Genomic DNA, 11,486 nt, shown 5'->3' with positions numbered 1-11,486 from the left:
CCGGTGTCCAAGGAGCGTGCCCGACGCCGCGCCGAGCGGCTCGCCGTGCTGGAGCGGGAGAAGGCGGCCCGTGCCCGCAAGGTGGCCCGCCGGCAGCGGCGTCGCATCATGGTCCGGCGGCTGACCCCGCGCGTCGGCCGGCCGGGACGGATCTACCGGCGCAGCCGCGGCGAGCGGATCGGCATCGTGCTGGTGCCGCTGCTCGCCGCGGCGGCGGTCTGGCTGCTGGTGTCGGATCTGGCGCTGCGCGTCGTGCTCACCATCGTGATCGTCATGGCCCTGCCCGCCCTGGTCGTCTTGATCTTCGGTAAACGGGCATAAGGAGATAAAGTGACACTTGTCCTGCTTCCTGCCGTCGACGTCGCCGACGGTCAGGCGGTACGCCTCGTCCAGGGCGCCGCCGGCTCGGAGACCTCCTATGGCGACCCGCTCGAGGCCGCGCTCGCCTGGCAGAACGACGGCGCCGAGTGGGTGCACCTGGTCGACCTGGACGCGGCGTTCGGGCGCGGCTCGAACGCCGACCTGCTCGCGGGCGTGGTGGGCCGGCTGGACGTCAAAGTCGAGCTGTCCGGCGGCATCCGGGACGACGAGTCGCTGACCCGGGCCCTGGCCACCGGCGCGGCCCGGGTCAACATCGGCACCGCCGCGCTGGAGGACCCGGAGTGGTGCGACCGGGTCTGCGGCGAGTACGGCGACCGCGTGGCGATAGGGCTTGATGTGCGCGGCCGCACCCTGTCGGCGCGCGGCTGGACCCGCGACGGCGGCGACCTGTACGAGGTGCTGGCCCGGCTCGACAAGGCGGGCGCGGCCCGGTACGTCGTCACCGACATCACCAAGGACGGCATGATGCGCGGGCCGAACGTGGAGCTGCTCCGCGAGGTGTGCGCGGCCACCGACAAGCCGATCATCGCGAGCGGCGGCGTGTCCACGCTGGACGACCTGCGCGCGCTGGCGACGCTGGAGCCGGTCGGGGTGGAGGGCGTGATCGCCGGGAAGGCGCTCTACGCCGGGGCGTTCACCGTACGCGAGGCCCTCGCCGCGCTGGCCTGATCCCAGGACTCGCGCAGTGCCCGCTCGGCGGCCTTGATCGCCGGGCGGGCGGCGGCGGCCTCACGCCAGGCGACGACGACACGCCGTCGCGGTGCCGGATTTATCGCGACAATTCGGACGCCTGTCGGGAGCTGCGGCGGCCGCGCCAACCGCGGGATGATCGCCACCCCCAACCCGGCCGCGATCAACGTCAACTGCGTCTCGAACTCGCCGACGTGGAAATCCGGTTGGACCCCCGGCAGCACCCGGACCAGCCACTCGTGGCAGATGTCCCCGGCCTTCGCCGAGATCCACCGCTCGCTCCCGAGTTGCGCCAGCGTCGTGGTGCCGGCGGTGGCGTGCCCGCTCGGCACGATCAGGTCGGCCACGTCCCAGCCCAGTTCCACATGCGCGATGCCGGGCGGGTAGCGCAGCGCTACCTCGGGCCAGTCGTCGAGCACGGCCAGGTCGACATGCCCGCGGTGCAGCGCCTCCAGCCCCTCGTGCGGGTTCGCCTCGATCAGCCCGGTGGACAGCTGCGGGTGCTCGGCCGCGAGCTTGTGCAGCGCCCACGGCAGCAACGCCCGGCACGCGGTGGCGAAGGCGACCACGGTGAGCCGGCCGACCACCGTGTCCCGGTGCGCCGCCAGCGCCGCCTCGGCCTCGTCGACGGTGGCCATGACCCGCTCGGCGTGCTGGGCGAGCAGCCGGCCGGCCTCGGTCAGCCGCAGACCGCGCCCGTCCTTCTCGACCAGTGTGGTGCCGGTCTCCCGCTCCAGCTTGGCAAGCTGCTGGGAGACCGCGGACGGGGTGCAATGCAGCGCCTCGCCCGCCGCCAGCACCGTCTTGTAGCTGGCCACGGCATGCAGCGCGCGCAGGCGGCCCAGGTCAATCATGTAGCGACCCTACATCCTCGGTGCAGCACTATTCGATGGTGCTAATGCATGGCGTCCCGCAGGCTCTTCGTTGTGAGACCTCGTGACATCGCCCTCGCCGTCGCCGTGATGGCGATCTGGGGCATCAACTTCGTCGCCATCGAGACCGGCCTCGACCACTTCCCGCCCCTGATGTTCAACGCGCTGCGCTTCACCCTCGCCGCGTTCCCGGCCCTGTTCCTGGTCGGCCGCCCGCAGGTCCCGTGGCGCTGGATCGTCGCCACCGGCCTGATCCTCGGCGTGGTCAAGTTCACCCTGCTCTTCGCCGGCATGGCCGCCGGAATGCCGGCCGGCCTCAGCTCCCTGGTCCTGCAGAGCCAGCCGATCTTCACGGTCCTCTTCGCCGCCCTGCTGCTGCGCGAACGCCCCCGCCGCCTCCAGGTGATCGGCCTGCTCGTCGCCCTGATCGGCATCGGCGTCGTCGCCACTGGCATGACCGCCCCGGTCGGCGCCTTCCTCCTGATCATCGGTGCGGCCGCCGCCTGGGGCCTGTCCAACGTCGTCGCCCGCAAGGCCGCCCCACCCGACACGCTGCGCTTCATGGTCTGGGCGAGCGCGATCGCCTCCGGCCCGCTGGTCCTGCTGTCCCTGCTGATCGACGGCCCCTCGACCGACCTGGCGGCCCTGCGCGCGATCGACGGCCAAGCGGTGCTGGCCGTGCTCTACGTCGCCTTGATCTCGACCCTCGTGGGCTTCGCCGCCTGGGGCTTCCTGCTCCGCCGCTACGGCCCAGCGACCGTGGCCCCGTTCTCCATGCTCGTCCCGTTCTTCGGCCTGGCCTCCGCCGCCCTCTTGCTCGGCGAGCACATCACCCCGCTCGACCTGCTCGGCGGCACCCTCGTGATCGGCGGCATCCTGCTCGGCCTGACCCGCACCCGCCCGGTCCGTCGTGCGCAAGTTCCGACTTTCACTTCCGCCGCTCCGACCGTACGAGCGTCCGACAGGTCCCCGGCGCGCCAGGGCCGCTAGCCGCACATACCGGCCCCGACCCCGGCCGCCGGGCGGGCCCGGCCCAAGACCACCTATGCCGCGCCGTCGTGCCCAGCGGGTGCGGGCACTGGTGCGTCTTTGGCCGTGACCTCCCGGCTTCGCAGGACGTGACGGAGCAGGGCCAGACCGGCCAGGAGTGCGACCAGGCCACAAACGCCGTTCCAGCCGAAGGTGGAGTAACTACGGACCCCGAGCCAGGAACCGGCGCTGCCGCCCAGGAAAGCGCAGGTCATGTACGCGGTGTTGAGCCGCGCGCGGGCCTCCGGTCGCACGGCGAATATGCGGGCCTGGTTGGCGACCTGGCCGGACTGCACGGCCACATCGAGCAGCAGCATCCCCGCGCCCAAGCCGACCAGTCCGACGGCTCCACCCCGCTGACCGGTGAGCAGCAGCGCGCCCGCAGCGACGGCGCCCACCATGCACACCGGGCTGACGGCGTCGGGGCCGCGGCGATCGGTGCGCCGGCCGGCGACCGGCGTGGCGAGCATGCTGACCGCGCCTACCAGGGCGAGCACACCCACCGCCGGGGTGCCCAGGCCGTAGTGCGGGCCGGTGATGAACAGGGCAAGCGCGGTCCAGGCGGCGCTGAACGCGGCGAACATCAGGACCTGGTACTGGCACGAGCGGCGCAGCAGCGGTTCGGTGCGTAGAAGGTGCAGGGTGGCCGCCAGGAGGGCCGGGTAGCGCTGGTCGGTGCTCGGTGTCGTGTGCGGGAGGGCGGTTGCCATCGCGAGTGCGAGGATCATGGCCATCGCGGCGGCGACGAGATAGGGCCACCGCCAGCCGAGCCATTCGCCCAGGGTGCCGGAGAACGTCCGGGCCAGCAGGATGCCACCGATCAGGCCGGAGAGCAACGTTCCGGTGACGGCGCCGCGACGCTGCGGGTCGGTGAGGCCGGCCGCCATGGGAATGAGGATCTGCGGCACGACCGTGGTCAGGCCGACCAGGGCGCTGGCGACGGCGAGGACGGGGAGCGAGGGGGCCGTCCCGGCGAGCGCGAGACCCGCGCAGGTCATCAGCAGCAGGGTAGTGATCAGTCCGCGGTGGCGGAGCCGGTCGCCCAGAGGTACGAGAAGAAAGATGCCCGCGGCGTAGCCGAGCTGGGCGCAGGTGACCGCCACGGCCGCGGAGGCGGGGCGCACGTGCAGGTCATCCGCGATCAGCGGGCTGATCGCCTGGGGGAAGTAGATGTTGGCCACCGCGATGCCGCAGGCGACCGAGAGAAGCAGGATCAGGGACCGCTTCAACGCCGACGGCGAAGCTTGGCAGACGCCCGGAGCCATGACACACACCTCGACCGGGGAGAAAGCAGGAACCGGTTTAACCGGTGTCGTCAAGGTACCAGTAAAACCGGTTCCGCAGTAGGCTGCTTCGCATGGCTGTCTCGCCCGCGCCACCGGTTCCCCCATTCCGCAGCGGCTCCGGACGGATCTGCCTGGACTTCATGCGCACCCTGCGGCTGCGTGGCTCGGACAGCGCCACTGAGGAGCTGGATACACCGGCCGCCCTGTCCGCCTGGGTCGCCCAACTTGGCCCGTATCCCGACGGTGCCGTCGTCCCGCTCCCCAGCGAGGCCGTGCTGCACCGGGCGAGGGAGGTACGGGAGGCCGTGCATGCGCTCCTGGTGGCGGCCCGCGGCGAGCGCGGTCCAGGCGCATGCCCCGCGGACGACCGCGCGTTGCTGAACCGGGCGGCCGCCGCGGTGCCGCCGGTGCCGGTACTCGACGAGCACGGCACGCTGATCTACACCGCGGCCGACCCGGTCGGCGCGGTTCTCGCCGACATCGCCCGCGATGCCCTGACCCTGGCGACCTCACCGATGCTGCAGCGGGTCCGCGCCTGCGCCGGGCCGGCTTGCGCCGCCTGGTTCGTCGACACGTCCCGCCCGGGCAACCGGCGTTGGTGCTCCATGGACACCTGCGGGAACCAGGCCAAGAAAACCACCTGGCGGACCAGGCACGCGTCGGGGACGAGAGCCTGAGAATGGGATCGTGTTTGCAGTCAGGCGATCACGGCGGCGCGGGAGAGGGCGCCGGAGATCGGGCCGGACGGGTAACTACGCTGGTCGCATGAGTGTGGCGGTGCGTGTTATCCCCTGTCTCGACGTCGACAACGGGCGGGTGGTGAAGGGGGTCAACTTCGTCGACCTGCGCGATGCCGGCGACCCCGTGGAACTGGCCGCCGCCTATGACGCGGCCGGGGCGGACGAGCTGACCTTTCTCGACGTGACCGCCTCCTCGGATGACCGCGGCACCATGCTCGACGTGGTCCGGCGTACGGCGGAAAGTGTTTTCATCCCGCTCACCGTGGGTGGCGGGGTGCGCTCGGTCGAGGATGTGGACGTGCTGCTGCGCGCCGGCGCCGACAAGGTGGGAGTGAACACGGCGGCGATCAAGCGGCCCGAGTTGATCCGGGAGATCGCCGAGCGGTTCGGCAACCAGGTGCTCGTGCTCTCGCTCGACGTGCGGCGCTCGGCGGAGCAGCCCAGCGGCTGGGAGGTCACCACGCACGGCGGCCGGCGCAGCGCGGGGCTGGACGCGATCGCGTGGGCCCGCACGGTTGCCGAGCTGGGCGCCGGGGAGATCCTGCTCAACTCGATGGACGCGGACGGCACCAAGGCCGGCTTCGACCTCGAGCTGATCGAGGAGGTGCGCGCGGTCGTCGACATCCCGGTGATCGCGAGCGGCGGCGCGGGCGCGGTCGAGCACTTCCCGCCGGCCGTGGCGGCGGGTGCCGACGCGGTGCTGGCGGCCAGCGTCTTCCACTTCGGAGACCTCAGCATCGGCGAGGTCAAGGAGAGCCTCCGGGCGGCCGGCCACCCGGTCCGATAACTCAGCGGCCGTCGGCGAGGCGCAGCGAATACTCCCGGATCGCGGCGTTGTACGTCTTCTCGTCGAGCGTCCAATCCGACTCGCCCGGCGTGCTGGCACGATTTAGCTGGGTCTGAAGGGTCATCACGGCCGACGACAGGCCGCTGAACGGGCGGGTCCGCCACAGCTGCTCGCCGGCCGGCGCCACCTCGATCAGGTCGTCCTCGACGATCAGCAGCCCGGCGCCGGCCAGGCGGCGTACCGAATCTTGCAGCTCCTGGCGGCTGGGGACCGCGTGGTGCAGGAAGTCGGCGGCGGCCAGCACGTCGGCCAGGCCGGCCCCGGTGATCGGCAGGGCGGCGTGCGCGGCGCGGTCGCGCTCGAGGCGCTCGGCAATGACCGCGGACACGAAGATCCAAGCGTCGTTCCATTGCCAGCCGCCAGCCCCCATGCGGCAATGATGCCGCGCCTACGCCGCGCCCGGAAGCAAATGTGTCCGGATGATCACTGACCTGTGTCAGTCCACTGAGGCCAGTTGTGTCCGCGGGACCGGCTCGACGGTGCAAAGCGGGAGGAACAACTGCACCAAAGGGCCGATTCCGAGCGCGTACGCGACGGTGCCGATCCCGACCGTGCCGCCCAGCAGGAAGCCGACGCCGAGGACGGACAACTCGATAGTGGTACGAACCAGGCGGATGGAGAGCCGCGGGAAGCGCTTGACGATCCCGGTCATCAGGCCGTCGCGCGGGCCCGAGCCCAGGTTCGCGCCGATGTACAGCCCGGTGGCGAGCCCGTTGACCAGGACGCCGGCCACCAGGTAGCCGACCCGGGCCGGGATGCCGACGCCGGCCGGGAGCACGGCCAGCGCCCCGTTCACCACGAAGCCGATCACCACGAGGTTCGCGATCGTGCCGAAGCCGGGGCGCTGCCGCAGCGGGATCCACAGCAGCAGGATCGGGATGCCGAGCAGGATCACCACCCACCCGAAGCTGATCCCGGTGACTTTGGAAAGGCCTTGATGGAAAACGTCCCACGGATTGAGACCAAGATCGGACTGCACCATGAAGGCCATGCTGAAGCCGTAGAGCACCAGACCGGTGAAGAGTTGGAGGACACGTCTTTCCCTGTTGCCGATAGCCTTCATGGATGCCACTCTGAAGGCCAATTGACGGCGGCTGTAGGGCCAATTCGTGGGAGGTGGCTGTGACGAGCTCGGTTCGAGGCGCCCAACTGGCCCGCCTGCTCGGTCAGTGGCATTCGCTGCCTGGCCGCCACCGCAGCCCCGACTACGCCGCGCTGGCCGCCGCCGTGCGCGGCCTACTCTCCGACGGGCGGCTGCCGCTCGGCGTCCGGCTTCCCGCGGAGCGGGAACTGGCCGAGGCGCTCGGGGTGAGCCGCACCACGGTGAGCGCCGCGTACCGTGCGCTCCGCGAGACCGGCCACCTCACCAGCCGGCGCGGCGCGGGCAGCTGGACCACGCTGCCGCACGGCCACCGGGTGGCCACCTCGGGCCTGTGGGCGGCCGGCGACGAGGCCGACGTGATCGACCTGGGCGTGGCCGCCTCCCCGGCGCCCGACGAGCTGATCGGCGCGGCCCGCGCCGCCGCCGACGACCTGCCGCGCTACCTGGGCAGCGCCGGCTACCACCCGACCGGCCTGGTCGAGCTGCGCGAGGCGGTCGCCGCCGGCTACACCGCGCGCGGGGTGGCCACCTCGGCCGAGCAGATCCTGATCACCGCGGGCACCCAGCAGGCCCTCGACCTGGTGCTGCGGCTGTCCGTGCCGGCCGGCGCGCCGGTGCTGGTCGAGTCGCCGACCTATCCGAACGCGCTGGCCGCCCTCTCCGCCCGGCGCGCCCGGATCAGCACCCACGGCCTCGACGCGGCGACCGGCTGGGACGGGGAGATGCTGCTGGGTGCGCTGCGGCAGGGGCGGCCGCGGGTCGCGTACGTGATCCCGGAATTCCACAATCCCACCGGCCACCTGATGGACGCCGGCCTGCGCGAACGGCTGGTCGCCACGGCACATGCGGCCGGCACCGAGCTGATCGCCGACGAGTCGTTCGTCGACCTGTCGCTGGACGGCGCCGAGATGCCGCCGCCGGTCGCCGTCTACGACCGGCACTCCCGGGTGGTGTCGATCGGCGGCATGAGCAAGGGCTACTGGGGCGGCCTGCGGATCGGCTGGGTGCGCGCCTCGGCCCCGCTGGTGCAGCGCCTGGCCGCGATCCGGGTCGGCGTCGACATGGCCAGTCCCGTGCTGGAACAACTGGTCGCCGTACGCCTGCTGGCCCAGGCCCCGCAGATCATCGCCGGCCGCCGCGCCCAGCTGCGCACCCGCCGCGACGCGTTGGTGGCCGCCCTGCGCGACCACCTGCCGGAGTGGAGCTTCACGATCCCGGCCGGCGGCATCATGCTCTGGGCCGAGCTGGACGGCCCGATCTCCAGCGCCCTCGCCCGCGCCGCCGAGGACGTCGACGTCCGCCTCGCCCCCGGCCCCCGCTTCGGCCTGGACGGCACCCTCGAACGCTTCCTGCGCCTACCCTTCGCCCTCGACGAGGACACCCTCACCGAGGCCATCCGCCGCATCGCGTCCGTGCGCTACGACCTGGACCGAGACGCCCGCCCGGCCTGGCGCGCCCCAGCCGTGATCGCCTGACCTGACCCGAGGCCCCACCCGGCCTGACACACGCCCGCCGTGATCGCCTGACAAACCATTCGACCGTACGGCTGACAAAAGTCCCCGGTGCAGCGCCGAGCTGGGTGGTGGGTCACCCTCCGCGCGCGGCCGCCGGGCTGTCCTGCATGGCCGGCCCGGCCCCGGGGACTGTCCGACACCGTCGAACGGATCGCCCCACCTCGCGTGGCGCCCGCTTCATACACCTCCCGGCCTCGCACCTCGGGTCCGCGCACCCGCCCCGCCCGCTCGCGCCTCCCGATCCGGCGCCGCTCCCGGCCCTCGCCCGATCTTGAAGCCGAACCGTTCGCGGCGAACGGAAACTCATCTTCGATGCGGGCGGGCCGACCGACAGTGCAGATTTCCTGTTCACGGCGAACGGGACGTGTGCAAGATCGGGCGACGGCCGGGAGCGGAGCGGGTGGGGAGTGGCGCCGTGCCGGGAGCGGCGGCGCGGGCGGGAGTGGTGACGTGTTCGGGCATAGGGGCCGTCTGTGTACTTCAAGAGGTGGTGCTGAGGAGCAGGCCGGTGGCCGTTACCTCGAGGCGGCACGCGGTGAGGTCGGGGACGAGGGTGTCGGCGGTGGTGAGATCCGAGGCGGGGTGGCTGGTCGCTACCGCCAGCACGCGGGCTCCGGCGGCCCGGCCGGCTTCGATGCCGGCGGGGGCGTCCTCCACGACCAGGCAGCGGCGGATGTCGTGGCCGAGAGCGGCGGCCGCGGCGGCGTAGCCCTCCGGGTCGGGCTTGCCGGCCTTGACGTCCTCGGCTGCTATCAGCACCCGGGGGATCGGCAGGCCGGCGGCGGTGAGGCGGGCGCGCATGAGCCGCTGCGAGCCCGAGGTCACCGCCGCCCAGCGGTCTGCGGGTAGACGCGACAACAAGGAACGCGTCGCGGGGAGTGCGATGATTTCGTTCAGGTCGTCCAGCTCCAACTGCTCCAGCTCGGTCACCGCCGCCGCCTGCTGTGCGGGCGGCAGGAACATGGCGATCGTGTCCTCGGTGCGCCGGCCGTGGCAGACCCGGAGGATCTCCTCGGCGTCGATGCCGCGCGGAGCGGCCCACGCCTGCCAGGTGCGGATGACCGCGGCGGTGGAGTCCACCAGCGTGCCATCGATGTCGAACAGGATGGCGTCTACGGGAAAGAGCATGAAAGGTCACGGTACGCGAGCCGCGCGGTGTTGGTCTTGGGCCGGGCCCGCCCGGCGGCCGGGCGCGGAGCCGGTGTTGCAGCTCGCGGCCCGGGCACACCGGGGCCTGGCGCACGCGTACGGTCAAGGCGGCGGAAGGGGAACGCCTAGACCAGCCATGCTCCGTTCCGCATGAGGAGGCGGTCGGGCAGCTCGTTCTCCTCGCGCCACGCCTGCACGCGCCGGGGGCGCAGGGCCAGGAAGACGAAGCCCTCGCCGGCCTGGCGCGGGTCCCAGTCGTTCTGCTTGGCGTAGGCCTCGCCGAGCGCGCCGGAATCGGTGACCGGGAAGGTCTCGTCGAGGGCGGCGTCGATCAGGATCACGTCCCGGGTGGGGCCCAGCCCGACCCGGGCCCGCCCGTGCGCGATCAGGTTTCGCGCGGTGGGCGAGCGCCGGGACGTGGCCAGGATGATCCGGTCCTGATACCAGGCGGCGGTCAGCGGGACCAGGTAGGGCTCGTCGCCGTCGGCCGTGGACACCCAGCAGTCGGCCACCGGGGCGGCCAGCCGGGCCAGGACGTCCGCCTTGCGCTGGGAGCGGGGGCGCGGCTGCGCAGGCAGTGGGTGGTTACTCACTGGCGCCCTGGAACAGGCCGATGAGGTTGCCGTCGCCGTCGCGCAGGTGGGCGGTGAGGCCGCCGCCGCCGACGTCGCGCGGCTCCTGCTCGACGGTGGCGCCGGCCGCGGCGAGGTCGGCGACCGTCGCCTTGATGTCGGCCACGTGGTAGTAGGTGATCGGGCCGGTGGAGAGGTCACCGTGCGGGTTCAGGCCCACTTCGGGGGAGCCCTCGGGGCGGAAGCCGACATAGTAGGCCGTGGCCATGTACGGCTCCGTGCCGAGCAGCTTCGTGTAGAGGGCGGTCGCCGCCGCCAGGTCCTTGACCGGAACGGTGATGGTGCGAATAGCCATGGGATCCTCCGTCTGTCACAGCGGACCGCTGCGGTCCGTCAAAGGCTATGACGGACCCCGAGCGGAGGGTGTGACGATGAGCGACTTGGAGATCCTGGCGGCGCGGTTCGAGGCCGACCGGGGACACCTGCGGCAGGTGGCGCAGCGGATCCTGGGATCGGCGCACGAGGCCGACGACGCGGTGCAGGAGGCGTGGGTACGGCTGAGCCGCGCCGACACCACCGAGGTGGACAACCTGACCGGCTGGCTGACCACGGTCGTCTCCCGGGTCTGCCTGGACATGCTGCGCTCGCGTCAGGCCCGCCGGGAGGACCCGGCCGAGCTGCCGGTGGTGGCCGCCGAGACGGCCGACCCGGAGCAGGAGGCGGTGCTGGCCGACGCGCTGGGGCCGGCGCTGCTGCTGGTGCTGGACACGCTCGGGCCCCGGGAGCGGCTGGCGTTCGTGCTGCACGACATGTTCGCGGTGCCGTTCCCGGAGATCGCCGAGATCATCGGGGCGTCGCCGGCGGTGGCGCGGCAGCTGGCGAGCCGGGCGCGGCGGCGGGTGCAGGGCAGTGACCCCACTAATGAGGGAGAAATCAGGAGAAAACGCGAAATAGTGGATGCGTTTCTGGCGGCGGCCCGGGGCGGGGACTTCGGCGCGCTGCTGGAGCTGCTGGACCCGTCGGTGGTGCTCCGAGCCGACGATGCGGCCGTCAGCATGGGCGTGAGCGCGCTGGTGAGCGGCCCTAGCGAGGTGGCCGGCGTGTTCAACGGCCGGGCCAAGGCGCTGCGCACGGCGCTCATCGACGGCCTGCCCGGCCTGGTGTGGGCGCTGCGCGGCGAGCCGAAGGTGGCCTTCGCCTTCACGATCGACGAGGACGGCCGGGTCACCGGGATCGAGCAGCTCGCCGACCCGGCGACCCTGGCCGCCCTCGCCATCGAATTTCTCTAGGTTGGGCAGCGACTT

The 11,486-nt window shown here is 72.3% G+C and carries 14 protein-coding genes; 7 read left to right on the top strand and 7 right to left on the bottom strand.

The genetic code is table 11. From position 1 onward, the window contains the following. Window positions 1-3 precede the first annotated feature (3 nt). A complete protein-coding gene (locus tag IH26_RS0129200; protein ID WP_030439455.1) occupies window positions 4-321 on the top strand; it encodes a hypothetical protein in 318 nt (105 codons plus the stop codon). Window positions 322-330: 9 nt separating this feature from the next. Further along, window positions 331-1,050 (top strand): bifunctional 1-(5-phosphoribosyl)-5-((5-phosphoribosylamino)methylideneamino)imidazole-4-carboxamide isomerase/phosphoribosylanthranilate isomerase PriA, encoded by a 720-nt coding sequence (priA, locus tag IH26_RS0129195; RefSeq protein WP_030439454.1) that lies wholly within the window; start codon window positions 331-333, stop codon window positions 1,048-1,050. Here priA and IH26_RS0129190 read toward each other — a convergent pair. Next, window positions 1,002-1,925 (bottom strand): LysR family transcriptional regulator, encoded by a 924-nt coding sequence (locus IH26_RS0129190; protein WP_030439453.1) that lies wholly within the window; start codon window positions 1,923-1,925, stop codon window positions 1,002-1,004. The genes priA and IH26_RS0129190 overlap by 49 nt on opposite strands. Window positions 1,926-1,997: 72 nt before the next feature. Between IH26_RS0129190 and IH26_RS0129185 the strand changes: the two genes are divergently transcribed. Further along, window positions 1,998-2,933: an EamA family transporter gene (locus tag IH26_RS0129185; RefSeq protein WP_030439452.1), complete on the top strand. Its 936-nt coding sequence runs from the start codon at window positions 1,998-2,000 to the stop codon at window positions 2,931-2,933. Between the two features lie 53 nt (window positions 2,934-2,986). On the opposite strand, the gene IH26_RS0129180 is transcribed toward IH26_RS0129185, so the two are convergent. Further along, window positions 2,987-4,237, bottom strand: coding sequence for an MFS transporter (locus tag IH26_RS0129180; RefSeq protein WP_030439451.1), 1,251 nt, complete (start codon window positions 4,235-4,237; stop codon window positions 2,987-2,989). A 92-nt stretch (window positions 4,238-4,329) separates the two neighbouring features. On the opposite strand from IH26_RS0129180, the gene IH26_RS0129175 reads away from it, so the two are divergent. Both IH26_RS0129175 and hisF read left to right on the top strand, forming a co-directional pair. Further along, window positions 4,330-4,935, top strand: a complete 606-nt coding sequence (locus IH26_RS0129175) for a CGNR zinc finger domain-containing protein (protein ID WP_030439450.1) — start codon at window positions 4,330-4,332, stop codon at window positions 4,933-4,935. 88 nt (window positions 4,936-5,023) lie between these two features. Further along, entirely contained in the window at window positions 5,024-5,785 is a 762-nt protein-coding gene (gene hisF / locus IH26_RS0129170) for an imidazole glycerol phosphate synthase subunit HisF (RefSeq protein ID WP_030439449.1), read from the top strand. A 1-nt stretch (window position 5,786) separates the two neighbouring features. Here the strand turns inward: hisF and IH26_RS0129165 are convergent, their stop codons facing one another. Next, window positions 5,787-6,215, bottom strand: a complete 429-nt coding sequence (locus IH26_RS0129165; RefSeq protein WP_030439448.1) for a hypothetical protein — start codon at window positions 6,213-6,215, stop codon at window positions 5,787-5,789. Window positions 6,216-6,281: 66 nt separating this feature from the next. Then, window positions 6,282-6,908 carry a membrane protein YczE gene (gene yczE, locus IH26_RS0129160; RefSeq protein ID WP_030439447.1) on the bottom strand — a complete coding sequence of 209 codons (627 nt, stop codon included), beginning with the start codon at window positions 6,906-6,908 and terminating at the stop codon, window positions 6,282-6,284. Window positions 6,909-6,967: 59 nt separating this feature from the next. Here yczE and yczR point away from each other — a divergent pair, with 59 nt between their 5' ends. Beyond that, the gene (gene yczR, locus IH26_RS0129155) at window positions 6,968-8,422 is read left to right on the top strand and encodes a MocR-like transcription factor YczR (RefSeq protein ID WP_030439446.1); all 1,455 of its coding nucleotides are present in this window, start codon (window positions 6,968-6,970) and stop codon (window positions 8,420-8,422) included. A 519-nt stretch (window positions 8,423-8,941) separates the two neighbouring features. On the opposite strand, the gene IH26_RS0129150 is transcribed toward yczR, so the two are convergent. The 3 genes from IH26_RS0129150 to IH26_RS0129140 form a co-directional block, all read right to left on the bottom strand. Further along, window positions 8,942-9,589: an HAD family hydrolase gene (locus IH26_RS0129150; protein ID WP_030439445.1), complete on the bottom strand. Its 648-nt coding sequence runs from the start codon at window positions 9,587-9,589 to the stop codon at window positions 8,942-8,944. 146 nt (window positions 9,590-9,735) lie between these two features. Then, a complete protein-coding gene (locus IH26_RS0129145; RefSeq protein ID WP_245665591.1) occupies window positions 9,736-10,203 on the bottom strand; it encodes a pyridoxamine 5'-phosphate oxidase family protein in 468 nt (155 codons plus the stop codon). Further along, window positions 10,196-10,537: a VOC family protein gene (locus tag IH26_RS0129140; protein WP_030439443.1), complete on the bottom strand. Its 342-nt coding sequence runs from the start codon at window positions 10,535-10,537 to the stop codon at window positions 10,196-10,198. The genes IH26_RS0129145 and IH26_RS0129140 overlap by 8 nt, the downstream gene beginning before the upstream one ends. 76 nt (window positions 10,538-10,613) lie before the next feature. Here IH26_RS0129140 and IH26_RS0129135 point away from each other — a divergent pair, with 76 nt between their 5' ends. Then, window positions 10,614-11,471, top strand: a complete 858-nt coding sequence (locus IH26_RS0129135; RefSeq protein WP_030439442.1) for a sigma-70 family RNA polymerase sigma factor — start codon at window positions 10,614-10,616, stop codon at window positions 11,469-11,471. Window positions 11,472-11,486 lie beyond the last annotated feature (15 nt).

It is taken from the genome of Actinoplanes subtropicus (genome assembly GCF_000721705.1).
Taxonomy (GTDB): Bacteria; Actinomycetota; Actinomycetes; order Mycobacteriales; family Micromonosporaceae; genus Actinoplanes; species Actinoplanes subtropicus.
The sequence above is the reverse complement of the archived record's forward strand: the minus strand, read 5'-3'. Positions and strand labels throughout refer to the sequence as shown.